The following is a 24,821-nucleotide window of genomic DNA, read 5'->3' on the forward strand; positions in this document are numbered from 1 at the left end:
TCAATCGGTCAGGAATGCGGGCAGGATTTCGAACTGCAGCCCGAGGCCCATTTTGAAGACCGCGATGGAGATGACGACCATCACCGCCGCGTTGAGAAGCGCGCTCGCCCATCGGAAGCCACGGTCGGCAAGACTGGACACCAGCGTCGTCAGCGCCACAGAGGCGGCAAGCCCGAGCGGTTTCAGAAGCAATCCGAACAGCGTGACCGCGAGCAGGACGGGCAGCAGGCTCCTCAGATCCACGCCCCCCAACCGGTCCGCCGGTCCGGCGTCCTTGCGCATCGCCGTCAGCATGACCCCTGCGCCGATCAACGCCAGAAGCACGCCGAGCCAGAATGGAAAGTAGCCCGGCCCCATGCTGGCGGCCGTTCCGACGCGATAGCTGTTGGACAGCACGGCAAAGCCTGTTCCCACGACAAGGTAGAGCGCCCCTGCCGCAAAATCCTTCTGGCTGCGGATGTTCATCTTGTCTTTCAATCCCTGCAGTTGCGCAGCGTCCATAAGGCCCATCTGGGCGCGCGCTCACGCGCACGCCCTCCGACAGGCTTGGCCGGCCTATTCCGCCTTGATGTTGTTGGCTGCCGCGATCTCGCGCCAGCGCGCCATTTCCTTGGCGACGAGAGAGCCGAACTCCTCCGCGGTGGCCCAGGCGGGATCGCCCCCGTCCTTGCTAAGGAACTCTTTCATTTCCTGGGATTTCACCACGGCAGTCAGGTCGGCGTTGATCTTTTCAACGACGGCAGCGTCCATCCCCTTCGGACCGAACAGCCCCCACCACTGGTCCACCACCGCGTCGGTCATGCCGAGTTCGACAACGCTCGGCAGTTCGGGCATCGCTGCGGAGCGTTCGGCGCTGCTCACCAGGATGCCGGTCATGAGACCGCCCCGGATCTGCGGCAGGACCTGCGTGAGACTGCCGTAGAACAGGTCTGCGTGGCCGCCGATCACATCGGTCATCGCCGGCGCTCCGCCCTTGTAGTGCACCGGCTCCAGGTCGATTCCCGATGCCTGCTGCAGCATTTCGGCTGCGAACTGGTTGATCGATCCGAGGCCGACCGTAGCGTATTTCAGCGGCCGGCTCTTTGCGACTTCCTTAAGCCCCTCGATGTCGGTCACCTTGATCGCCGATCCGACGGCCAGGACCAGTGGCACCTTGCCGACCATGCCGATCGCCGTGAAATCCTCGACCGGGTCGAACGGCAGGCTGGTTTGAACGGCTGAGTTCATGGTGAACGTCGCCGAGTTGATCAGGATCGTGTAGCCGTCAGCCGCAGCCTTTGAGACCTGCGCCGATCCGATCGACGTTCCTGCGCCGGCGACGTTTTCGATGACGACCGGCTGGCCCCAGGTCTTGCTGAGCTTCTCGGCCACGAAGCGGCCGACGATATCGACTGCTCCGCCCGGAGGAAACGGCACGACCAATGTCACAGGGCGGCTTGGAAAGTCTGTCGGCGCGGCGCTTGCCGCGAAGGTGGCAAGGGCCAGGGTTGCGGCAGTCAGAAGCATTCTCATGTTTTTCTCCTCCCAGAGTGGTTTCAGGAATTCTTGCGAACGAGCCAGCGCATTTGCACGCTGCTCCTTGCCGCATCCGATTCTTCAGCTTTCGGCCCGTCGATACGGGCCGCGGGTCGGCCTAGGCAATGAACAGTTCCTCGGCGGCAACCCGGCGCGGCGTCAGCTGCTGCTGTGCCGCGAAGTCCAGGAGCTTCTGGATCGAGGCGTGATTGGGCGAAAGTCCGATCGGATGCATATCCTGCGTTGCGGCCAGACCCATTGCAGCGCCCGCCAGCGCACCCGCGCTGCGTGCGTGCTTCACGGATCGCGAGAAGAGGTCGGTGACTTCCTCCACGATCCACGGGTGGGTCTCCACAAGCTCGGATTTTAGCGCCACTAGATGGTTGACCGGGAAGATGCCCGTCGCGCCGTACCAGGCTCTTGCCGCCGCATCCGCATCGGGAACGACCGTGCGCATGCCGGCAGGAATGCCCTGCAATCCCATCACCGCGTCGACTTCGCCATCCGCGAGCATGGCGGCCAGCGACCGGCCCGACGTGGATCTCACGACATATGACGGATCGGCACAGCTTTCGACATGCGCGCCCTCCTGGGTGACCCAGGTCACGCGTTCGAGGGGAATGCCGTACTCCGTCTCCAGAATGCCACGTGCCCAGACGCCGCTGGTCTGGGGCCAGGACCTGACCCCGACCCGTCGCCCGACCAGGTCCGTGGCCTGTCTTATGTCGGAGTTTTCGAAGCACAGGATCGACTGATGGTGGAACCGCCGCGAGACCGGAATCGGCAGCAGGGTGAGAGGGATCCTGGCCAGATAGGCCTGCGCGTAGCTCACGACCGGCATCTCGGACAGGTCGAATTCCAGCTCGCGTATCATCCGCCGGAAGGTGGTGTAGAACGGCTCGACCTTGACCAGATCGAGCGCCAGCCGATCGGAGCGAACCTCACCGTTCCAGATCGGCAGGACTTCCGGGGTCGCGCCGATCGCCGTGTTGAGAAGCAGTGGACTGCTCATCGAAGTGTCTCCTTGAAATCCTGTGTCGAAGACGTCGCTTCGCCGGAGGCATCCGCGCGAGTTCGAGATACGAACCGAAGCGCCTTCATCGTCTCACTCAACGATCTCGCACCCCTTCTCGGAGAGCACCCGATCTATCCAGCTGCGGTCCATCTGCCCTGCCAGGATCTGCGCCATCTGACGCGTCTCGGCGACAGTCTTCTGCTGCGCCTGCAACAGGACATCTGCGGCTGACCCGCGCGGCACCGCCAGCAGCCCGTCCCGATCTCCGAGCATCAGGTCTCCCGGCGCGATTGGAATGCCCTCGATGCTGATGGGAAGCCCGATTTCGCCCGGACCGTCCCGGTATGGCCCCCGCGGCGTGATCCCGAGGCCATAGATCGGCAGGTTGATCTCCATGAGCGCCTCGCTGTCCCTCACCGCGCCGTAAATGACGAAGCCCGCCACCTTCCGCACCTTTGCATGGGCGACCATCATTTCGCCGATCACCGCGTTGGTCACGTCACCGCCGCCGTCATAGACGATCACGTCGCCGGGATGCGCCATGTCGATTGCTTTGTGCAGCATCAGATTGTCGCCCGGGCGGCTGCGCACCGTCAGCGCCGGACCGGCAAGAACGCCATCCCGGTGCATCGGGCGAAGGCGATTCCCCATGCCCGTCAGGCGGTGCATCGAGTCGCTGACATTTGCCACGGGGATGCTGCGGAAGGCATCGACCAGGGTTCTTTCCACCCGGTCCCAGCTCATCTTGATTCGAAAGCCTGCGCTCATCTCACTCTCCTCAGACTGCCGCTTCAGTCGCCAGCTTGGGGAGTTTCAGACGGGTGAAGAGCTTCAGGGCATTGCCTGAATAGATCTTCTCGCGATCCTGCGGGGTCAACTGCGTGTTCGCGTCGATGTAGCGGCGCGTATCGTCGAAGAAGTGGCCGGTGTCGGGATCGGCGCACCGAAGCGCCCCGTGCATCTCGGAGGCGAACAGGACGTTGTCGACCGGCACCACTTCCGCCAGCAGGTTGATCCCGGGCTGGTGGTAAACGCAGGTGTCGAAATAGAGGTTCTCTCCCATCATCTGAGCCGGCTCAGGACGGCCGCGGTCGATCGCGAGCCCGCGATAGCGGCCCCAGTGATAGGGCACCGCACCGCCGCCGTGCGGGATGATGAAGCGCAGCTTCGGAAAGCGGGTGAACAGGTCCGAATCCAGTATCTGCATGAAGGCGGTGGTGTCGGCGTTGATGTAGTGCGCGCCGGTGAAATGGAAGTTCGGGTTGCAGGACTGGCTGACATGGATCATCGCCGGCACGCCCAACTCTTCGAGCTTCTCGTAGAGCCGGAACCACCAGGGATCGGTCAGGGGCGGATCGGTCCAGAAGCCGCCGCTCGGGTCCGGATTGAGGTTGCAGCCGATGAAGCCCATCTCCTCAACGCAGCGGACGAGTTCGGGGATCACGTTTTCGGGCGGGCGGCCCGGCGACTGCGGCAGCTGGCAGACCGGAGCGAAATTCTCGGGATAGAGATCGCAGACCCTGCGGATCAGGTTGTTGCAAAGCCGCGACCATTGCTGGCTCATGCGCTCGTCGCCGATGTGATGGCCCATGCCGCCTGCGCGGGGAGAGAATATCGTCAGGTCGATCCCGCGTTCGCGCTGAAGACGCAACTGTGTGTTCTCAAGGCTCTCGCGGATCTCGTCGTCGGAGATCGGGAAGCCTTCCCGGTTGCCCAGTTTCGACAGGTCACCCTTGGCCTCCATCTGTTCCTTGCGCCAGGCTTCGTGCGGCGCCGGCGCGGTCGTGTAGTGTCCGTGACAGTCGATGATCATTCGTCTTTCCCTGGCATCAATTCGCAAACAAGTTGGTGCGGCGCGCGGCCGCGGTGGTTCCTCGGCGTGATTGGCAATCAGTCGTCCCCGGCGGGCGCCAGCTCCGTTCTCCCGGCCAGCCGCCGACGCAGCACGGCGCCGAACAGCATCCATCCCAGCATCAGCACCGAGACCGCCAGCGCCGTTGCGGCAAGCGGGCTGCTGACCAGGTAGCTGAGCTCTCCCCGCCCAAGGATCATCGCCCGTCGGAAATTCTCCTCGAGCATCGGGCTGAGGACGAAGCCGATCAGAAGCGGCGCGGCCGAGTAGCCTTGCCGGCGCAGCAGGTAGCCGGCGAGGCCCATCACCAGCGTCGCGATCACGTCGGCGGTCGAATTGTGGACGCTGTAGCTGCCGACGCAGATCAGGACGACGATGGCTGGATAGAGGTAGCGGTAGGGCACGTTCAGAAGCGACACCCAGATCCCGATCAACGGAATGTTCAGGATGAGCAGAAGCAGGTTGCCGATCCAGAAGCTGGCGACCAGGCCATAGTAGAGTTCCGGGTTGGACCCGATCATCATCGGTCCGGGCACGACACCGTGGACCATCAGGGCTCCGATGATGACCGCCATCGTCGGCGTGCCGGGAATGCCCAGGGTCAGCGTCGGAATGAAGGCTGCCTGCACGGCCGCGTTGTTTGCCGCCTCGGGCGCCGCTACGCCCTCGATGGCGCCGTTGCCGAAGCGTTCGGGCCGGCGTGAAATCTTCTTCTCGGTCGCATAGGCAACGATGGACGCGATCGACGGTCCGGTGGCGGGCAGTGCCCCGAAGACGCAGCCCGAGAGCGAGCCGCGCAGCGTCGGCCAGACGCTCGTTTTCCACTCCTCGCGCGACGGCAGCATCGAGGCAATCGAGACCTTGTGGCGCACGCGCTTCGAACCGCCGGTGATCGACGCGATGATCTCGGAGAGGCCGAAGAGACCCATCGCCACAGGCACCAGCCCGATTCCGTCGATCAGATAGTGCGAACCGAAGGTGTAGCGCTCGGCCCCGTTATAGATGTCGATCCCCACGGTGCCCATCAGCCCACCGATCGCCATCATCACCAGGCCCTTGTAGGGGTCCGATCCGCCGATTGTCGAAACCGCGATGAAGCAGAGGGCGATCAGCGCGAAATACTCGGCCGGTCCGAAGGCAAGGCCGATCTTCACGATGAGCGGCGTCAGCGCCATAAGCATGATGATGCCGATGCTGCCGCCAATGAAGGATGCGATGGTGGTGATGAAAAGCGCCACCCCCGCCTTGCCGCGCTTGGCCAGCGGGTAGCCTTCGACACAGGTGATCGCGCTGGCTGGCGTCCCGGGCAGGTTCAGCAGGATGGCTGCGGTCGAGCCGCCGTATTCCGCGCCGTAGTAGACGCCGGCAAGCATGACGATCCCGGTCGTGGGGTCGAGGGCGAACGTCAGCGGCATCAGCAGCGAGATTGCCGCCAGCGGGCCGAGGCCCGGGATCACACCGATCGCGGTGCCGACGAAGACGCCGAAGAGGCACGCCATCAGGTTCTGCGGCAACAGCGCAGTGGCGAGGCCGAGGGACAAGAACTCCATAGGTCAGCTCGTTCCGATGAATTGCAGCGGTACGCTCAGGGCGTAGACGAAGATCAGCCAGACGGCCGCGGCGAAGGCTGCTGCGAAGAGAAGGAACGCCCAGTAGTTGCGCTCGACCTGGCCCGCATATGCGACCAGCATCGACACCACGATGGTGGGGAACAGGCCGACCTGCTCCACCAGCAGGATGAAGAGCAAGACAGCGCCTGCCACCGCCACCAGGGGCCGCAGCGCCCATGGTTCGGCCTCTTCCTCAACGGGCACGGCGTAGGACCGGAGCGAGATCACGACGATGATCGCTGCAAAGGCCAGCGGAAAGATGCCGGAGCCGATGTTGGCGGCCGTGCCGATGCCGAAATCCAGCGCCAGCCAAAAGGCGACCGAGCCAGCGAAGGCAAGGATCAGCCACACGGGATTGCGGCGCGCCGCCGCGTTTCTCGTCTCGGGATCGAGCATGGGAATGCCCCTTGGATTGGGATGCCGCAGCTTTGCCGGCTGGCCGCCAAGCTCGGGGGCCAGCCGGTAGCCGTCTTACTTGAAGGCCGGATTGTCGAGAATCTTGCCCCACCAGTCGAACTGCTCGACGATCAGGGCTCCGAAGGCCTCTGGCGTATCGGACACTGCAACTTCCGATCCGATGGCAAGCATCTTCGACTTCGCCCCCTCCGAGCCCTTCATCGACACCACCGCCGCGTGCAGCTTGGCGATCGCTTCCGGCGGCGTGCCCTTCGGCGCAACCACGCCGAACCAGGACCCCATCTGCAGGTCGGGCAATCCGGCTTCGGTTGTGGTCGGCACGTCGGGCATGAGGCTCGACCGCTCGGCGGCGGCCAGCGCGATCGGGCGCAGCGCGCCCGAGGCGATGTGCGGCAGGAAGGTCGGGAAGTTGTTCAGGTAGACCTGAACCCGCCCGGCGACCACATCGTTCAGGGCATCGCCCGCACCCTGATAGGGCACATGGATCATCTTGGATCCGGTCATCTCGTTGTAGAGCTCGCCGGCGACATGCGCGACCGTCCCCACCCCTCCCGAGGCGAAGTTCAGCTGCGTCTCCCCCTTCGAGGTCAGCGCCATCATTTCCGCAAGGGTCGCCGCCTTCACGTCGGGGTTGACCGCGATCAGCACAGATGAATCGACCACGAGGCTGATCGGCGCGAAATCCTTCACGGCGTCGTAGCCAACATCGCGCAGGTTGGGGTTCACGGAATGGGTCCCCGCCGTGGCGAAGAGCAGCGTGTAGCCGTCGGGTTTCGCCCCGGCCGCCATCGCCGTACCGACGCTCCCACCGCCGCCGCCGCGGTTCTCGACCACGACCGGCTTGCCGAGTTCCGTGCTCATGTGATCGGCGACGATGCGTGCGATCACATCGGAGTTGCCCCCGGCCGAGAACGGCACGATCAGCGTGATCGGCCTCTCGGGATACTCTGCCCTGGCGCTTGTGGCCGCAAACGTGGCCGCGGCCAAGCATGCGATCGCCAGGGATCGAAGTGTTCTTTTCATGGAAGTCCTCCCTAACTCCGAGGACACTGGACCACGAAAACCAAACAGCCGGCCATCCGATTTTCACGATACGGTCTTCGAATCTGTTTATGGCCTATCTCGTAGTGGCGTTCACTTCGAAACGATCGAGTTTTAGGACCGCAAATTTACATTCTTTATCAGCACGTTACGGGATTGCCCTTGCCGCGCTCTTGCCGCAATGCTTCTTGGCCTTTCTGTTCTGCCGACACGCCCACACAATCACAGGCCTCAGCATCATGAAGCAGCACCACGTTCCGGAGATCGCCCTGCGGCACTTCAAGGCCTTCATGGCTGTGCTCGAGGCAGGCGGCCTCGCGCCTGCTGGCAAGCAGCTGCGCCGCAGCCCTTCATCCATCTCCAGATCCGTCGGCATTCTCGAGAAAGCGTTCGGCTGCCCGCTGGTCTTCCGATCCTTCGCGGGCATGACGGCAACGCCGGAAGGCAGAATGGTCGAGGGACGCTGCCAGATCATCAAAGCGGAACTGGACGCGTGCGGCGGGCTTCTCGCGCGCCTGCAGCGCGCGACGCTGCGCCCCAACGCGGCGATCCTCGAAATGCAGCCGGACGTATCCCACCTGCGCGCGCTGATCGCCGTGCACGATTTCAAGTCCGTGCAACGCGCCGCAAACCTGCTGTCCGTGTCCCAGCCCGCGATATCCTATTCCATCCGCTTGCTGGAGGCCGATCTCGGGGTAGAGCTGTTCTCCCGCATGAGCACAGGCATGATTGCCACGCCGGAAGGGGTAACCGTCACTTTTGCCGCACGGCGGATCCTGTCGGAAATCTCCAAGATCGTCGACGACATCCGATCGTCAGACGGCTTCTCCAGCGGACTGGTGTGCGTCGGCGGTCTTGCGTACTCACGAACGGCCATTCTGCCCGACGCCATCAAGCAGGTCCTGTCGCAGAATCCGAACATCGTCGTGCGAACCGTCGAGGGACCGATCGACAGCCTGTTGACCGCGCTTCATGGCGACGAGATCGACGTCATCATCTGCGCCCACCCCGACCGCGCCCTTCTCGAGGGGATTTCCGTCGAGCCGATCGCGAAGGATCCGATGGGTCTTTTCGTATCCGTCGACCATCCTCTCGCGGCGCGGCCGCAACTGACTCTGAAGGAAATCCTTGCCCACCCGTTCATCCTGCCGCCGGCCGGAAGCATCACCCGGCAGATGCTCGAAGACTTCTTCCGGAATGCCGGCTGCGAGAGGCCGCGCGGCCGCGCCGAAACCAGCTCCTACTCGGTAGTCCGCAATCTGCTGATCGAATCCGACTATATCGCCTTCCGATCGCTCCGGGAGTTTCAGATCCAGAATCCCGATGACAGGATCGTCGCCCTTGATGTGAGCGTGTCCCTTCCGGAGAGGATCATCTGCCTGTTGCAGCGTCGGGACGGACGTCCCACCGCAGCGATCAGCGAGTTCATCAAGGTCGTGCGCGACGTATCGGGCACCGGGACGGGTCCGACGGCCACCTTGGGCCCGCGGTGACTCCGCAGGACAGCGCAGCGGTCAGAACCGCACTCGGGTCTCCAGGATCTGCGACCAGACGGCGAGCTCGACCGATCCAACCTCCCCGAACAGGCGGACGGCGGTTACCTCCAGGTCGCATCCCGGAAGGACGTGCGACAGATCCACGAGTTGTCCTGCCTCGAGGCGGCCCCCGGCGAGCGACATCGGCGCCCAGGCGACGGCCAGGCCGACGGCCGCCATTTCGACGGCCGCCAGGGTCAGCGCAGTCTCAGCCCTTGGAACGACAACGAACCGCTGGCGAAGCTGCGGCATGACCGTTCGCTCCATGACCTGGCCGAGGAAAACCTCTGGCGGATAGGCGATGTGATGCACCTCGCCGGCGCCAAGCCGCGCCTCCAACGCGTCGACCTTGCCGGCCGCCACGACCGGGATCAGCCGGTCGGTTCCGATGGTGACGCACTCGACGAAATCCGGGCGAACCGGATGCTGCGTGCCGGGCAGTCGGTACACGATGGCGATATCAGCCTGTCGCGACAGGAGTTGGGCGAAGCATTCATCCTGGTTGGCGGAGTGAAGCTTCACGTAGGTATCCCGGGTCGACGACTGGACGGCCTCGATGATCGAAGGCGTCAACGAGGCGGTGAGCGCGTGCTGGCTCGAGATCACGATCCGATTGGCCGAAACCTGCTCGCCTTGCTTCAGGTCGACGACGAGCTGTCGCAGCATTTCCGCGAGACGCACGATCCGCTCGCGCTGCTCCGTGGTCGTCGCCCGCAACTGCACTGGCTTATGGGTGCGATCGAAGAGCTCAACGCCGACGTGGTCTTCGATATTCTGTATGCGCCGGGAAAAGGCGGATTGGGTCAAGCTTCGGCGCTCCGCAGCCTCGCTGAACGACCCGGTCTCCGCCACGGCAATTATGTCTTCCAGCCATTCGAGACGCATGGCAGCTCCATAACTTGCAAAGAACGCATGATAATTCGAATATTTCGAATTTGCATCTGACATCTCGCTCCGCAATGGTCGTGAAACGCAAGTTCTTAAAGGATCCGTCATGCACCTGGCCCGTTTTCCCCGCATTTTCCTCGCCCATCTCCCGACGCCTCTGGAGAAGATGGAGCGGCTGTCGAAAGAGCTTGGCGGGCCGGAGATCTGGATCAAGCGCGATGATTGCACCGGACTTTCGACGGGGGGAAACAAGACGCGAAAGCTCGAGTTCCTGATGGCCGAGGCAGTCGCCATGGGGGCCGACATGGTCATGACCCAGGGCGCCACGCAGTCCAACCACGCGCGGCAGACGGCGGCGTTTGCGGCAAAGCTGGGGATGGCTTGCCACCTCCTCCTGGAGGACAGGACCGGATCGAACGACCGGAACTACAACGCCAACGGCAACGTCCTGCTCGACCATCTGCACGGGGCGACGACGGAAAAGCGCCCCGGCGGCGCCGACATGCAGGCCGAAATGGAAGCGGTCGCCGAAGGCCTGCGGGCACAGGGCCGCAAGGTCTACATCATTCCCGGCGGCGGCTCCAATCCGACAGGCGCGCTGGGATACGTGAACTGCGCTTACGAACTGGTGGGGCAGGCGAATGACCGCGGCCTGCCTATCGATCGCATCGTGACCGCCACCGGAAGCGCGGGAACGCAAGCCGGGCTGATCGTCGGCCTGAAGGCGATCAACGCACAGATTCCGCTGCTGGGAATGGGCGTGCGCGCGCCGAAGGACAAGCAGGAGGAGAACGTCTTCAAGCTCGCGCAGAAGACAGCCGAGAAGATCGGCTGCCCGAATGTGGTGGCGCGCGAGGATGTCGTGGCAGATTGCGATTATGTCGGATCCGGCTATGGAATTCCGCGGGAAGATACGCTGGAGGCCATCCGCATGTTCGCCGAACTGGAAGGCATCTTGCTGGATCCGGTCTATTCCGGCAAGGCCGCGGCGGGCCTGATCGACTACTGCCGCAAGGGTCGCTTCCGGAAGGACGAGCGCGTGGTCTTCCTGCATACCGGGGGCTCTGCGGCGCTTTTCGGGTATGACGCCGCATTCGACAAGCGCGCCTAGAAGCCGTTTGCCGGTGAAGCCAGGATTGGCGCCTTCATCGACGCTTCGCCCCGGCGTCCAGCAGCGCCGGGGAGTCACGAGCAACGGCATTTGCCGTAACGCGGGTGAAAAGCACCCGTCGAGCAAGCACAGGGAGTTTTCGCAGTGACGCTTCGTCGGATCGGCATTCTCGGCGGCATGGGACCGGAGGCAACCGTGCTCCTGATGCAAAAGGTCATTGCGGCCGTGCCGGCGCGGGACGACGGAGACCATGTTCCGCTCATCGTGGATCAGAACCCCCAGGTGCCGTCGCGTATCCGGCACCTGATCGAGCGGACCGGGGAAGACCCGGGGCCAACTCTGGCGGCGATGGCGCGGCGTCTGCAGGCAGCTGGGGCGGAAGCGCTCGCAATGCCGTGCAACACGGCGCACCATTACGCCCCGGCGATCCGCAGCGCTGTGACCATCCCCTTCATCGACATGGTTGCCTTGTCGGCGGAACGCGCGCAACGCCTGGCCGCCGAGACCGGCGGACAGGTGGGCATCCTCGCCTCGCCGGCGGTGCGCATGACCGGATTGTTCGACACGGCCCTCAATCAGTTCGGACTGACCGCCGTATTTCCAGAAAACGATGCAGTCATGCTGGGCCTTATCAGGCAGATAAAGGCGGAGGGCGTAAGTCCAGCAGCCAGAGCGACGCTGCTCGAAGCCTCGTCGGCCCTGCTTGCGCAGGGCGCGTCCGTCCAGATGATCGCCTGCACCGAGTTTTCGCTGATCGCCGAGGCCGCCGCGCCGGAGAGTCGGGCTTTCGACACGCTTGATTGCCTGGTCGACGCGATCGTCACATTCGCGTGCGCCGGAATGCCGCCGACGCGCGCAGGATAAGCAGCACAAGAAGCTGATCAGGCCGGGGCCGGCTGGAGAGATGGAGCCCTTCCCGCAATCCTCATGGGAATCGTCCCACGCCTCTTCCTGCACAAGGTAAGGCGTTGTCTAGTGCACGATCTCCTCGACCTTCATGCGCCGGCCCTTGCGGTCGAAGAAGTGGCCGTCGTTGAGAATGCGGCGGTCCTCGCGCAGCCTCACCTCGAGATCGCGCAGTTTTGAGCGCGCGACGTCGTTTGGAACAGCGCCGCGCAGGAAGCTGTCGATCGGGAAGAAGGCGGCGGCGTCCCATTTGACGCCGGCGCCTTCCAGAAGTTGCCGCACCTCACGCCAGCGCGTCTCCTCGCCGATGACATTGATGAATGTCGAGCGAAGCAGGTCGATCGACGTCCCGCCGATCGCGACGAGGACGATGAGCACCGTAAAATCGCCTCTTTCGGCGTAGGCGGCCGGCAGCCACTGGTCGAAGAGCGCCGGACGGTCGTCAGAAGTCGACAAGCTGCGTCTCCGGCATGTAGTGCTCGAACAGCACCCAGAAGGGCTTGCCGCGCGCGGCGAGATACCAGGTCTCGAAGTCGGCCAGCGCCCGCGCGACATCCGGGCCGGGTCTGCTCGCCGCGTCGTCGCCCTCGCGGGGATGGGTCGCAGTGAACGCCGCCGCGGCAAGCCTGGCGTATTCTGTCAGAACCTCGTCGCGCGCGTCGCTGTCCTCGTGCCACCCGAGCCGCGTCCTGAGCGCGGCCACCGCGCCCGCCACGGCGATTTCCGACTGCCCGGCGCGGGCGACGACGTCGAACAGCGACCGCATCAAATTCATGCGGCGGTTGGCGAAGGCCCGCGCCTCGGCGAGTTCGGCCACGCGTGTGTTCATGGTGCGCCTGAACTCGTCCTCCGCATCCTGGCAGGCCTTCGCGTCGTGGCGCAGCCCTGCGATGAAGGGGTGGTCATCGGTCATGCGTTGTTCCGTGAATCTGGCGGAGGAGAGTGGGAGTCGAACCCACCTGGGACCGTCTCGCAGCCCCACCCGGATTTGAAGTCCGGACGCCCCACCGGGGACGATTCCCTTCCCTGATTTCCTGCTTCGCCCACCGCGCCGAACAGGTCGAGCCGATGCGGATTGAGCCGGCGGTGGTCGCCACGCCGCAGCGTGACGCCGTGGCGATCGAGGAACTCCAATATCTCAATAGAGACCTTGCGGCCGTTTTCCAATCGGTCGCGCAGGTCTGCCGCCGTAAACTCCCCCTTCGGCCTGGCGGCTGCGACACCCTGCAGGATCGCGACAATCTCCGCCATCGCAGTTCGTGCGAAGAAACTGTCGTGTGCGACCTCGTGGACGAGCCCCATCCTGCCCGCGCGCTTGAGCACCGTCCGCATCTTCTGCTCCTCGATGTCGAACATGGCGGCGAGGTCGCGCGTGCGCGGCGGGCGGAAGCGCTCGGCGCCGGTCAGGTGTGGCTCGGTCTCGCGCCACACCTTTTCGTCCTCAGCGGCAAAGCGCACGACATGGCCCGGCAGCCGCACCCATGCGCCGTCGAGCGAGACGGCGCCTTGCCGCTGCAGCCCTTGCAAGATCATCCGGAAGACGGGTGCAGGCGGGCGCATCTCGCCCATCATCCGCAGGCGCTCCAGACCGATGCCCGGCTGGTCCGGATTGTCGGCGTGATAGGCTTCCAGGTCGGCGAGGATGCGCTGGCGCAGCCGCAGCCAGCGCGGCGGGGCCATCGCGATTGCGCCGGTATCGGGCGGGATGCGGATCACGTCCTCGAAGAGCCGCGCGGTCTCGCTCTCGCCGAGGGCGAAGTCGCGTGCGAAGGCGTCGACATCGACCAGGAAGGGCGGCGCATCGAGCAGCCCCGCCAGCACGGCGCGCGGGCTTTGCGCCGCGAACGCTTGCAACTGCGCCTGGCGCTCGGGCGAGCGTCGCTTGCGCGCCGGCGCCCTGATGTCGAGGAACCGACCGCCGCCGATCGTCCGCCGCGCCGAGGTGTCGCGGATGACGAAGCGATCGCCGATCGCTGCCCCGATCGGACGCTCGAGCACCAGTTGCACGACCGTCCGTTGGCCGGGCGAGATCGGCTCGTCGCCGAGCAGCACGATCCGCGCCGGCACCTCGGTCGCCGCGTGGTGGAGGTGGACGGGAAACCACTGGCCGATGGGGCGCGCTTCCGTGCCTAGCACGTGGAGTTCGGCGTCGATACGCGCGGACGGCGCATGGAGCGCCGGGGCGACGATCATGTCGCCACGCACGACCGCGTCGCGGCCAATCCCGTCGCCGGCAAGGTTCAGCGCGCAACGATCCCCTGCCCGCCCGCGCTCGGCCTTCTCGCTCTGGGCGTGAATGGACCGCACGCGTGCCGCCAAGCCACTCGGGCTGACGGTGACGGCGTCGCCGATGCAGATCTCGCCCGAAAGCACCGTGCCGGTCACCACCGTACCCGCCCCCTGGATGACGAAGGAACGGTCGACGGCCAGCCGGAACCGCCCGTCCGCACTGCGCCTGGCAATATCGCACGCCGCCTGGGAGAGTCGCTGCTCGAGCCCGGCGATGCCGGCGCCGGTCGCGCTGGAGACGGCCATGACGTCCGCCCCCTCGAGCGCCGACCCGGCGAGCAGCGCCTCGATCTCGATCTCGACGGCGAGCAGGCGCTCGTCATCGGCGAGATCGGCCTTGGTGATGGCGACGACGCCATGCCGCACACCGAGGAGGTCGAGGATGGCTAGGTGCTCGCGCGTTTGTGGCATTACTCCGTCGTCGGCAGCGACGACCAGCAGCGCGAAGTCGATGCCGCCCGCTCCCGCCAACATGGTGTGAATGAAACGCTCATGGCCGGGCACGTCGACGAAGCCGATGCGGAAACCGTTCGGCAGGGTGCGATAGGCGAAGCCGAGGTCGATGGAGATGCCCCGCGCCTTCTCCTCCTTCAGGCGATCCGTATCCACTCCGGTCAGCGCCCGCACCAGCGAGCTCTTGCCATGGTCGATGTGGCCCGCCGTGCCGATGATCATGGTGTATCGACCTTGGGCAGGGGCTGCGCCGCACGCCGCGCCGCCTCCGCACGCTGCTCGTCCGACAGTGCGCCGGTCGCGGCTGGAATGAACTTGGCGGACAGTTTTGAGCCGCCCATCTTTGCCCTGAGCAGCCAGGCAAGCGCCGCCACGGGATCGGTCGCCACGCCGGCGCCTGTCAGGCAGGCCGCGCCAAGCATCGCCTGCCCATGCGCATCGCCGCGCACCGCGGCCTTCTTCCACCAGCCGCCAGCGACGGCGGCATCGCGCTCCACGCCGAGTGCGTCGTGATAGAGATTGCCGAGCCGCGTCATCGAGGCGGCCACGCCCTGCGCCGCCGCCTTTTCTGCGTGGACCCGAGCCTTCTCATAGTCGCCCTGTTCGGCATGCATCCACGACAGCATGTCCTGCGCGGTCGCATCGCCCTGATCGGCGGCGAGCCTATAGAGCCGCATCGCCTCGCCGTCGTCCTGCGGCACGCCCTCGCCGCGAAAGTGCAGCGTGGCGAGGTTGCGCTGCCCGACCGGATCGCCCGAGGCCGCCGAAAGCTGCAGCCATTTGGCTGCGAGTTCCGCGTTCTCCTCGACGCCGTATCCGCCGGAAAAACAGGCCGCGATGTTGTTCTGCGCCCGCGCGTTGCCTGCGCGCGCCTTTGGCTCCCAGATCGACAGTGCAGTCTGGTAGTCGCCAGCGCGGGCAGCTGAGAGCGCGGTCGCCATCTCGTCGAGGGCCGCGGTCGTTCGGCGGAAGCGGTCAAGCCAGGCCACGGCCGAGCCCATCGAGATTGGCGGCAAACGCCTGGGGATCTTCCAGGCATCGCAGGTCCAGAACCAGCGCACCATCGGAAATGCGGCCGATGACCGGAACCGGCAGGCCACGCAGCGCGGCGGCCAGTCGCTCGAGTGCGCCGCCGCTGCCATCTGCCGGCCGGAACGAAAGCCCGGAAGACGGCAGGGTGTCGAGCGGCAGCGCGCCCGAACCGATCTGGCTGGCGCAGGCGGCAACCTCGACCCGGTAGCCCGATCCGGCCGCAGCAGAGACATCCGCAAGCAGCCTCGCCGCCATTGCCTCAATGTCGTCCTGCTTGCGCGAAAGCAGCCGCAGCGTCGGCAGGCGTTCGGCGAGCCGGTCGGGATCGCGATAGAGTTTTAGCGTGGCTTCCAGCGCCGCCAGCCGCATCTTGTCGAGGCGCAGCGCGCGCTTCATCGGGTTGCGGTTGATCGCTGCGATCAGATCCTTCCTGCCGACGATGAAGCCAGCCTGCGGTCCGCCGAGCAGCTTGTCGCCCGAGAAGGTGACGACGTCCGCGCCTTCCGAGACCGCCTCGCGGACGCTCGGCTCGCGCCGCAATCCCCAGCGGGTCAGATCGGCGAGCGTTCCGGAGCCGAGATCGTTGACCAGCGGCACACCTGCCGCCCCGGCCATGCGCGCCAGCGCCGGAGCCGCGACTTCCCTGGTAAAACCTTCGATCCGGTAGTTGGAAGTATGGACCTTCAGGATGAGCGAGATCCCCTCCTCGTCGAGCGCCGCCTTGTAGTCCTTCTCGTGTGTTCGGTTTGTGGTGCCGACCTCCATCAGCCGTGCACCGGCGCGGGTCATGATGTCCGGCATGCGGAACGCGCCGCCGATCTCGATCAGTTCGCCGCGCGAGACGACGGCCCCGCCGCCATGGCCGGCAAGGGTGTTGAGGGTGAGAAGGACGGCGGCCGCGTTGTTGTTGACCAATGTCGCGTCTTCCGCACCCGTCAGTTCGCAGACCAGCGCCCGCAGATGATCGTCGCGCTCGCCCCGCTTGCCGGTATCGAGATCAAATTCGAGCCCCACCGCGCCGCGCATCGCCTCTACAGTCGCTTCGATCGCCGCTTCAGCGAGGAGTGCGCGGCCGAGATTGGTGTGAAGCACCGTGCCCGTGAGATTGAAAACCGGCCGCAGCGAACTCGTGGAGGATGTCTCCAGTTCGGTCAGCGTAAGCGCCCCCACTCCCTCGGCGTCGCGCAGCGCGCTGCCTTGCTGGGCGGCTGCCCGCTCGCGATCGAGCAGGGTGCGGATGCGTGCCGTTGCCTCCGCACGTCCGAATCTCTCGACAACAGCTTGGCCGGACGACGACCGCAGCACCGCGTCGACGGAAGGGATGGCGCGGAAGCTTGCGTTCATCACCCGACGCCTGCCCTAGTAGCCCAGCAGGAACGGATTGAATGCCGCGCGGCGGAACTTGGTCTCACGCATCAGGAGGTCGATGCCGAGGCTGCCGACATCGTCGGCGAACGGATCGAGCGACACGTCCTTCTGCTGGTTGAATATCTTCACGTAGCAGCTGCATTCGTCACAGGTTTCCGCCTTGATCGTGCCCGGCCCGTCCTCGATCTCCTGATAGCGGATGCCTTTCGTCGAGGAACAGATCGCGCATTTGATGCGCACGTGATGCCACAGCGTCCCGCATAGGGCGCAGGAGCAGAAGCGCGCGCCGCCTGCCTGCGGCCAGCCGACGATGACCGAACTGACCGGCGGCCCGCCACAGGCCGGGCAGGCCCCGTCTCCGACCGCCTTCAGCCGGCGCTCCGGCAGCGTCGACGCGGCGCGCGCGAAATGGAGTTGCAGGGCGGCGGCGACATAGGCGTATTCCGCCATCGATTCCGCAGGCACCGAATCCGCCATCAGGTCGCCGACGACAGAAGACATGCGGGCATGGTCATAGGCAGCTACCGCCGAGAGCGCGGATTGCGCCACAGCCGGCTTGTCCCCGCTCTCCAGCGCGCCGAACAGCCTATCGCTCAGCGATCGAAAGTCGTCGCCGGGCCGGAACGCATTGCGGTCGAGCGGCGGCATGCCGAACGCGACGGAGCGGTCGAGCTTCTCCTCGTCCATCGCTTCGGGTTCGGGCAGAGCTTCGGCAACCGCCTGCTGCGCTTCGGCTATCGCCGCCATGAAGCCGAGATAGGGTCCTATACCATCGGAATGTTCGAGTTGGCGAAACCGCCTTGCGCGACGCTCGAAGAGGCGAGCCGGCTCCGGCACGCGGGCGAAGGGGGGCGACTTGACCTCGCCAATCGCCGTCATGTCTCCCGCAACGGGTATTCTACGGGGCATTCACTCCTCCACGAGCCGCACGGGCCACGCGGCATTCTAGGGTAACGCCCGGCGTGCTGTCACGCCGGGCCAAGTTCGAGCCAGATCAGGCGGACTTGCCGCTGTCCGGCCGGTCGTCCCGCTTGCCGTAGGCGGCGAGCGCCCGCAGCCACTTGCGATGGTGCCGCCACGCCCATCCGCCGCTGACACTGCCGCGCGTCATCGCGCGGAACGTGCCCTGCACCCAGAAGGCGGCATACACGTGGATGATCCACACGCAGATGATGGCCACCGCGGCGATCGAATGGATCAGCACGGCGACGCGCATCTGCGGAATGGTCAGGTAGTCGGCGAAATACTGTTCCCACACGCCGAGGCCGGACAGGATCAGGACCACGATCAGGATCGACATCGCCCAGAACACGAACTTCTGACCAGCATTGTACTTGCCGACCTCGGGAAGCTTCTCCTCGTTGGCTCTCAACACGTCGCCGATGCGGGCGGCCCACTGCGCATCCTCCCGCGCCGGCAGATTCAGCCGGAAGAACCGGATGAACAGGCCGGCGAAGGAGAAGAACAGCACGACGCCGATCCATGGATGGATTGCCCGCGTCCACTGCCCGCCACCGAACAGGCTCGTCAGCCAGAAGAGCGAGGGGTGGAAGAGCGCCAGCCCCGACAGCGCCAGCAGGACCAGGCTGATCGCCGTGATCCAGTGGTTGAGGCGCGCCCATCCGGTGTAGCGGTCGACCACCACCTCCCGGCCGACCCGCAGCCGGTCGCTGCGATCGAAGTCGGCCTTGGTGACCGGCTGTGCGGGTCGATCGTGCCCGTGCATGGTACTGTCGGTCATGACAGCGGCTCCTGGCCCGGGTCGAGAGGCTCCGCGCCGGGCGCATTCCTGGCCAGGCGACGCGCCTCCTCGTCATCCTCGACCGATACCCGGTTGCGTCCGGAGATCGCCATGTGGACGACACCGGCGGCGGCCGCGATGCCCATCACGGCGAGACCGGCATACTTGGTCACGCCCTTCCAGGCCTCGACCACTGGCGAGATCCGCGGCTCGTCCGGCAGGCCGGCATAGATCGACGGCTTGTCGGCGTGATGCAGCACATACATGACGTGCGTCCCGCCGACGCCCGGCGGATCGTAGAGGCCTGCATTGGCGAAGCCGCGCGAGTTCAGGTCCTTGATCCGCTCGGCGGCGTGCGCCTTCATCTCCTCCTTGGTGCCGAAGACGATCGCCTTGGTCGGGCAGGCCTTGGCGCAGGCCGGCCCCTGGCCCACCGCGATGCGGTCGGAGCAGAGCGTGCACTTGTAGGCTCGGCTGTCGACCTTGGAGATGCGCGGGATGTCGAACGGACAGCCCTTTACGCAGTAACCGCAGCCGATGCAGTTCTCCTTCACGAAGTCGACGACGCCGTTTGAGTACTGCACGATCGCGCCGGGCGCTGGGCAGGCCTTGAGGCAGCCAGGATCGGCGCAGTGCATGCAGCCGTCCTTGCGGATGAGCCACTCGAGATTGTCCGTCTCGGGATTCACCCACTCGGTGAAGCGCATCAGCGTGAAGGTGTTCGGCGTCAGGTCATGCGGATTGTCGTAGACACCCGTGTTGACGCCGACTTCCTCGCGCAGGTCGTTCCATTCGAGGCATGCCGACTGGCAGGCCTTGCAGCCGATGCACTTCGACACGTCGATGAGCTTCGCGACCGGCTCGAGCTGGCGAGCCGGAGCAGGCACGGTGGATGCGGACCGCCGGATATAGTCCTGCGGCCCCATCTGCATGGCGGTGTCCGGGGCGACGGGAGGATTGACGTTGATGGTCATGGCTCAATCCTCCCTCATGCCGTCGCCGGTCCGTCGGACCGTTCGATGTTGACGAGGAACGCCTTGAACTCCGGCGTCTCGATGTTCGCATCGCCGACGAATGGGGTCAGCGAGTTCGGCCCCATGCCGTTGCGGGCCGCGCCCATGAAGCCCCAGTGCAGCGGGATGCCGACGATGTGCACCGGCTTGCCGTCGCACATCAGCGTCTGGATGCGCTTGGTGACAACCGCCTTGGCGAAGACCGTGCCGCGCTTGTTCCACACCCGGCACCAGCCGCCCTTGTCGATGCCCTTCTCCGCCGCGAGCGCTTCCGAGATCTCGACAAAGAATTCCGGCTGAAGGACGGCGTTCACCCAGACGTGCTTGGTCCAGTAGTGGAAGTGCTCGGTGAGGCGGTAGGAGGTCGCCGCATAGGGGAACTCCGCCGCGTCGCCGAAGGTATCGCGGTCGTTCTTGAAGACGCGGGCCACCGGATTGCCCCGGATCTCCGGCGCAATGACGTTGGCCACGGGCGACTCGAACGGCTCGTAGTGCACCGGGAACGGCCCGTCGCGCATCATGCCGCGGGTGAACAGTCGGGACTGTCCCTCCGGGTTCATGATGAACGGCCCGACATCGCGCGGATTGGACGTCGGCGGGATATCCGGCACGTCGTAGCCGGCCCACTTCTGCCCGTCCCACTCGATCAGCTTGCGGCTCGGGTCCCAGGCCTTGCCGTCGAGGTTGGCCGAGGCGCGGTTGTAGAGGATGCGCCTGTTGGCCGGCCACGAGAACGCCCACTTGGAATAGGCGCCCGTCTCGTCCGGATCGGTGTTGTCGCGCCGCGCCATCATGTTGCCGGCCTCGGTGAAGCTACCGGAGTAGATCCAGCAGCCGCTGGCGGTCGAGCCGTCGGCGCGCAGCGCCGCGAAGCCCGGAAGCTGCTTGCCGGCCTCGACCAGGACCTTGGTCGGGTCGTTCGGATCGCGAAGTTCTGTGACGGCGTAGCCGTTCATCTCCTTCGTGATCTCGTCCGACGTTGGCGCGCCCGGATCGGCATAGGGCCAGTGCAGGTTGACAATGGCGTCCGGGAACGGGCCGCCCTCGTCCTGGCAGAGCTTCTTCAGCCGCAGATACAGCTGCGCCATGATCCAGGTGTCGTGCTTGGCCTCGCCAGGCGGGTTCTGCGCCGGCCAGTGCCACTGCAGCCAGCGGCCGGAGTTGACCAGCGCGCCCTCGTCCTCGGCAAAGCAGGTCGACGGAAGCTGGTACACCTCCGTCTGGATCGAGGCCGTTTCCACGTCGTTGTAGACGCCGTGGTTCTCCCAGAAGCGCGCCGTCTCCGTCTCCAGCGGATCGATGATCACCAGGAACTTGAGCTTCCCGAGAGAGCGCGTGATCTTGCCGCGATCCGGGAAGGCGAGCAGCGGGTTGAAGCCCTGGCAGAAGTAGCCGTGCATCTGCCCCTGGTCCATCATCTCGAAGGCCCGCAGAACATCGTAGGCCGGCAGGTCGAGCTTCGGCAGGTAGTCATAGGCGAAGTCGTTCTGTGGCGTCGCCGCCGAGCCCCACATCGCCTTCATGAAGGAGACGAAGAACTTCGGGTAGTTCTGCCAGTAGCTGATCTGGTTCGGCCGGAGCGGCTTGAACCCGCGCGAGCCGATATAGGTTGCGTAGTCGACCTCCCTTTCGGTCGGAATGTTGAGATAGCCCGGGATCAGGTTCGACATCAGCCCGATGTCGGTCAGGCCCTGGATGTTGGAGTGGCCGCGGAGCGCGTTCATGCCGCCGCCGCGCACGCCGATATTACCCAGGATCAGCTGCAGCATCGCCATGGAGCGGATGTTCTGCGAGCCTTTCGAGTGCTGCGTCCAGCCCAGCGCGTACATCGACGTCATCGTCTTCGTCGGCGTCGAGCATTCCGAGATCATCTCGGCCACCTTCAGGAACTTGTCCTTGGGGGTGCCGCAGATGCGCTCCACCATCTCGGGCGTGTAGGTCGCGACGTGAGCCTTCAGGAGGTTCCAGACGCAACGCGGGTTCTGCAGCGTCTCGTCGACGACGGCAAAGCCGTCCTCGCCGATCTCGTAGTCCCACGTCGCCCGGTCGTATTCGCGCTTCTCCGCGTCGTAGCCGGTGAAGAGGCCGTCCTTGTAGGTGAAGCCTTCCTTCACGATGTAGGCGGCGTTGGTGAAGGCGCGCACGTAATCCCACTGCACCTTGTCGTTCTGGATGCAGTAGTTGATGACGCCGAGCAGGAAGGCGATATCCGTCCCCTGCCGGATCGGCGCGTAATAGTCGGCGACCGACGCCGAGCGCGTGAAGCGCGGATCGACGACGATCAGCTTGGCGCCACGGTTTGCCTTGGCCTCCGTGACCCACTTGAAACCGCAGGGATGCGCTTCGGCGGCATTGCCGCCCATGATGACCACCAAATCCGTGTTACGGATATCCGTCCACGAATTCGTCATTGCACCACGACCGAAAGTTGGGCCCAGACTGGACACCGTGGGGCCGTGTCAGACCCTCGCCTGATTGTCGAAGACCACGATACCGGCCGAACGCACGGCCTTGTAGGTCAGGAACGCCGTCTCGTTGGTCGTCGCCGACGCTGCGAGGAAGCCGGTTGAGGTCCAGCGGTTGACCTGGACGCCATCCATGTTGCGCTCGATGAAGTTCGCGTCGCGATCGTCCTTCATGTGACGCGCGATGCCGTCGAGCGCCTCTTCCCAGGAGATTTCCTCGAAGCGGTCCGAGCTGGGGCGGCGAACCTTCGGCTTCGTCAGGCGTGTCTCGGCCTTGATGAAGTCCATCAGGGCGGCGCCCTTCGGGCACAGCGTGCCGCGATTGGTCGGATGATCGACGTCGCCTTCGAGGTGGATCGCTTCCGCGTTGCCCTGGCTGATGTCGCCCTTGGAGTAGATGATGACGCCGCAGGCCACCGAGCAGTACGGGCAGGTGTTGCGCGTCTCGGTTGTACCCGCGAGCTTGTAGGGCCTCAGGCCCTCCACGAATGCGGCTTCCGCTTCCCCGAAGCCGAAGGCGCCAAGCGTCGTAACCGCGACGCCGGCCCCGGCTCCCTTCAGGAAACTTCGCCGAGAGATTTCCATATTCATGCAGAGACCTCCCTCTGACAGCGATCCCGATCACGCCCGATCGGATTCTGAGGTGGATGCTACTGTTGCACACATGTTCTGTCAAAGAACTAAAACATGACGATTATAGTCATGAATAGTCTTCGACGACACGCTCTGGACCTCGTTGCTTCAACGGGCCAGTATTGTCTGCTTTCGACCTCGAAAGGGAGAATGCGATGCACGCGCCCGTTGAGAAACCACGTCTTACCAGCCTCGCACATGGCGGCGGTTGTGGCTGCAAGCTGGCGCCCGCTGTACTTCAGGATCTCCTGAGCGAGATGCCCAAGGCCGGCCCGTTCGCCAACCTCCTTGTCGGCACCGAAACGGCCGACGACGCGGCGGTGTGGGACCTCGACGGCCGCACCTCGATCATCGCAACGACCGACTTCTTCATGCCCATGGTCGACGACCCGCACACCTTCGGCCGCATCGCCGCAACCAACGCGATCTCCGACGTCTATGCGATGGGCGGCACTCCGATCTTCGCGCTCGCCATCGTCGGCATGCCTATCGACAAGATGGACCCTGCGGACATCCGCCAGATTCTCGCGGGCGGCGCATCGATCTGCGCCGAGGCCGGCATTCCCGTCGCCGGCGGGCATTCAATCGACTGTCCGGAGCCTGTCTACGGCCTCGCCGTGATCGGCACGTGCCCGACCGCACAGGTCAAGCGCAACTCGGTCGCCAGGCCCGGCGACAGGCTGATCCTCACCAAGGGCATCGGCATCGGCATCTACTCGGCCGCAATCAAGAAGGGCCAGCTTCCGGAAGATGCCTACCCGGAAATGGTCGGGTCCACGACCTTGCTCAACCGCATCGGAGCCGATCTGGGCTCCGATTCCGCCGTCAGCGCGATGACCGACGTGACGGGCTTCGGCATCCTCGGCCACTCGCTCGAGATGGCGCGAGGCGCCGGCGCGACGATCCGCCTCGAGCTCGAAGCCCTCCCCTTCCTCGACCAGGCGGCCCGCCTCGCCGAGGCAGGCTTCGTCACCGGCGCATCACACCGAAACTGGAGGAGCTACGGCGACGGCGTGGTCCTGCCGGACGGCCTTCCGGACTGGCGACGCCATCTCCTGACGGACCCGCAGACGTCCGGCGGTCTCCTCGTCGCCGTGGAGCCGGGGCATGCGGACAAACTGGTGAAACGCATCCGCGACAGCGGCTATCCCCGCGCTGCGGTCGTCGGCAGCGTGGCGGCCGGAGCCGCAAGGGTCATCGTCTCCTAGCAACGCATTTGCGGGCAACGAAGTCGCGTCTCGCGAGTTCTATCCTCCACCGACCGTGGAGGTTCAGCATGAAACGCATTCTGGTTGCGCTCCCGCTCGCCGGCATGATGTTTGCCGCGCCGGGCGCATTCGCCCAATCTGCGCCACCGACCGCAACCGGCGAGGCCCCCCCTCAGCTTGGCGAACAGGCCAAACAGGACAGGCTGCAACCCAAGCGCGGTGACTGCGTCGACCTGACGGACGGCGCCGCAGCCGGCGCCCAGCAGCAGACCGGGGACAATGCAGATGCCGCGGCAGACACAGGCAACGAAACGGACAAGGCGACGGCCGCGATTGGCGGAGCCGCTGAGGAGGTGGCCCGGGCCCCTGCGCAGTCGGAAACCCAGCCGGTCGCCGGCCCCGATGCCGGCACCGCGCCGGGCGGATCAGGCTCGAGCGCCTGGACAGGCGGACTTGGAGGCTCGGACATCGGCACCAGCCAGGCGAAGGAACTCGACAGTTCGCCGAAAAAGGACCACCCGCCGGTCGCCTCCGGCCTCGATCCTATCAGCGGCGAAACGGCGGCCGAAGGTCCTCAGGCGCCGGCAACGCTCGACGGCGATGCTGCCATGACTCCGACCGCGCCCGCCACGGAGAGCTCGAAGGAAACTCCCTGCTGAGATCCGGCGGCGCGCCCATCGCGCCAGATCCCGGTGCCTGCCGACCAATTTCCTTCCCAGTCTCTCCGAC

General features: G+C 65.3%; 22 protein-coding genes, 1 tRNA gene and 1 pseudogene. 5 read left to right on the forward strand and 19 right to left on the reverse strand.

Annotated features, from left to right (window positions below; genetic code table 11):
* The 8 genes from PD284_RS20050 to PD284_RS20085 form a co-directional block, all read right to left on the reverse strand.
* Complete coding sequence (locus PD284_RS20050; protein WP_274629900.1) at positions 1-501, reverse strand: tripartite tricarboxylate transporter TctB family protein; 501 nt, start codon at positions 499-501, stop codon at positions 1-3.
* A gap of 54 nt (positions 502-555) precedes the next feature.
* Positions 556-1,512, reverse strand: coding sequence for a Bug family tripartite tricarboxylate transporter substrate binding protein (locus tag PD284_RS20055; RefSeq protein ID WP_274629901.1), 957 nt, complete (start codon positions 1,510-1,512; stop codon positions 556-558).
* A 121-nt stretch (positions 1,513-1,633) separates the two neighbouring features.
* On the reverse strand, positions 1,634-2,527 hold the full coding sequence (locus PD284_RS20060) for a substrate-binding domain-containing protein (RefSeq protein ID WP_274629902.1): 894 nt from the start codon (positions 2,525-2,527) through the stop codon (positions 1,634-1,636).
* A 93-nt stretch (positions 2,528-2,620) separates the two neighbouring features.
* A complete protein-coding gene (locus PD284_RS20065) occupies positions 2,621-3,298 on the reverse strand; it encodes an RraA family protein (RefSeq protein ID WP_274629903.1) in 678 nt (225 codons plus the stop codon).
* A gap of 10 nt (positions 3,299-3,308) precedes the next feature.
* On the reverse strand, positions 3,309-4,343 hold the full coding sequence (locus PD284_RS20070) for an amidohydrolase family protein (RefSeq protein WP_274629904.1): 1,035 nt from the start codon (positions 4,341-4,343) through the stop codon (positions 3,309-3,311).
* Between the two features lie 77 nt (positions 4,344-4,420).
* Positions 4,421-5,932, reverse strand: coding sequence for a tripartite tricarboxylate transporter permease (locus PD284_RS20075; protein WP_274629905.1), 1,512 nt, complete (start codon positions 5,930-5,932; stop codon positions 4,421-4,423).
* Between the two features lie 3 nt (positions 5,933-5,935).
* A complete protein-coding gene (locus PD284_RS20080; RefSeq protein ID WP_274629906.1) occupies positions 5,936-6,388 on the reverse strand; it encodes a tripartite tricarboxylate transporter TctB family protein in 453 nt (150 codons plus the stop codon).
* A 75-nt stretch (positions 6,389-6,463) separates the two neighbouring features.
* Positions 6,464-7,432 carry a Bug family tripartite tricarboxylate transporter substrate binding protein gene (locus PD284_RS20085; protein ID WP_274629907.1) on the reverse strand — a complete coding sequence of 323 codons (969 nt, stop codon included), beginning with the start codon at positions 7,430-7,432 and terminating at the stop codon, positions 6,464-6,466.
* A gap of 257 nt (positions 7,433-7,689) precedes the next feature.
* Between PD284_RS20085 and PD284_RS20090 the strand changes: the two genes are divergently transcribed.
* Complete coding sequence (locus tag PD284_RS20090; protein ID WP_274629908.1) at positions 7,690-8,943, forward strand: LysR family transcriptional regulator; 1,254 nt, start codon at positions 7,690-7,692, stop codon at positions 8,941-8,943.
* A gap of 21 nt (positions 8,944-8,964) precedes the next feature.
* Here the strand turns inward: PD284_RS20090 and PD284_RS20095 are convergent, their stop codons facing one another.
* Complete coding sequence (locus tag PD284_RS20095) at positions 8,965-9,870, reverse strand: LysR family transcriptional regulator (protein WP_274629909.1); 906 nt, start codon at positions 9,868-9,870, stop codon at positions 8,965-8,967.
* A gap of 109 nt (positions 9,871-9,979) precedes the next feature.
* Here PD284_RS20095 and cuyA point away from each other — a divergent pair, with 109 nt between their 5' ends.
* Together cuyA and cuyB are read left to right on the forward strand one after the other, a co-directional pair.
* Positions 9,980-10,984 (forward strand): D-cysteate sulfo-lyase, encoded by a 1,005-nt coding sequence (gene cuyA / locus PD284_RS20100; protein ID WP_274629910.1) that lies wholly within the window; start codon positions 9,980-9,982, stop codon positions 10,982-10,984.
* A gap of 144 nt (positions 10,985-11,128) precedes the next feature.
* Entirely contained in the window at positions 11,129-11,848 is a 720-nt protein-coding gene (gene cuyB / locus PD284_RS20105) for a cysteate racemase (RefSeq protein WP_274629911.1), read from the forward strand.
* Between the two features lie 108 nt (positions 11,849-11,956).
* Here cuyB and PD284_RS20110 read toward each other — a convergent pair whose 3' ends face one another.
* From PD284_RS20110 to fdnG, 10 genes and pseudogenes are all read right to left on the reverse strand, one after another.
* Positions 11,957-12,346: a hypothetical protein gene (locus PD284_RS20110; RefSeq protein WP_274629912.1), complete on the reverse strand. Its 390-nt coding sequence runs from the start codon at positions 12,344-12,346 to the stop codon at positions 11,957-11,959.
* Positions 12,333-12,803, reverse strand: coding sequence for a hypothetical protein (locus tag PD284_RS20115; RefSeq protein WP_274629913.1), 471 nt, complete (start codon positions 12,801-12,803; stop codon positions 12,333-12,335). The genes PD284_RS20110 and PD284_RS20115 overlap by 14 nt, the downstream gene beginning before the upstream one ends.
* 17 nt (positions 12,804-12,820) lie before the next feature.
* Positions 12,821-12,916: transfer RNA gene (locus PD284_RS20120), tRNA-Sec, on the reverse strand.
* A gap of 111 nt (positions 12,917-13,027) precedes the next feature.
* Positions 13,028-14,854, reverse strand: a pseudogene (gene selB / locus PD284_RS20125) (selenocysteine-specific translation elongation factor); the annotation flags it as partial.
* A complete protein-coding gene (locus PD284_RS20130) occupies positions 14,851-15,633 on the reverse strand; it encodes a tetratricopeptide repeat protein (protein WP_411956236.1) in 783 nt (260 codons plus the stop codon). The pseudogene selB and the gene PD284_RS20130, both read right to left, overlap by 4 nt.
* Entirely contained in the window at positions 15,608-17,008 is a 1,401-nt protein-coding gene (gene selA, locus PD284_RS20135; protein ID WP_274629914.1) for an L-seryl-tRNA(Sec) selenium transferase, read from the reverse strand. The genes PD284_RS20130 and selA overlap by 26 nt, the downstream gene beginning before the upstream one ends.
* A gap of 15 nt (positions 17,009-17,023) precedes the next feature.
* Positions 17,024-17,941: a formate dehydrogenase accessory protein FdhE gene (fdhE, locus tag PD284_RS20140; protein ID WP_274629915.1), complete on the reverse strand. Its 918-nt coding sequence runs from the start codon at positions 17,939-17,941 to the stop codon at positions 17,024-17,026.
* 85 nt (positions 17,942-18,026) lie between these two features.
* Positions 18,027-18,773, reverse strand: coding sequence for a formate dehydrogenase subunit gamma (locus PD284_RS20145; protein ID WP_274629916.1), 747 nt, complete (start codon positions 18,771-18,773; stop codon positions 18,027-18,029).
* Positions 18,770-19,747: a formate dehydrogenase subunit beta gene (fdxH, locus tag PD284_RS20150; protein WP_274629917.1), complete on the reverse strand. Its 978-nt coding sequence runs from the start codon at positions 19,745-19,747 to the stop codon at positions 18,770-18,772. The genes PD284_RS20145 and fdxH overlap by 4 nt, the downstream gene beginning before the upstream one ends.
* Before the next feature lie 14 nt (positions 19,748-19,761).
* Positions 19,762-22,842 (reverse strand): formate dehydrogenase-N subunit alpha, encoded by a 3,081-nt coding sequence (gene fdnG, locus PD284_RS20155; RefSeq protein ID WP_274629918.1) that lies wholly within the window; start codon positions 22,840-22,842, stop codon positions 19,762-19,764.
* A 197-nt stretch (positions 22,843-23,039) separates the two neighbouring features.
* Here fdnG and selD point away from each other — a divergent pair, with 197 nt between their 5' ends.
* Positions 23,040-24,092 (forward strand): selenide, water dikinase SelD, encoded by a 1,053-nt coding sequence (gene selD, locus PD284_RS20160; RefSeq protein ID WP_274629919.1) that lies wholly within the window; start codon positions 23,040-23,042, stop codon positions 24,090-24,092.
* Positions 24,093-24,160: 68 nt separating this feature from the next.
* Complete coding sequence (locus tag PD284_RS20165; protein WP_274629920.1) at positions 24,161-24,751, forward strand: prolipoprotein diacylglyceryl transferase; 591 nt, start codon at positions 24,161-24,163, stop codon at positions 24,749-24,751.
* Positions 24,752-24,821: the final 70 nt, after the last annotated feature.

Source organism: Mesorhizobium shangrilense, from assembly GCF_028826155.1.
GTDB lineage: Bacteria > Pseudomonadota > Alphaproteobacteria > Rhizobiales > Rhizobiaceae > Arvimicrobium > Arvimicrobium flavum.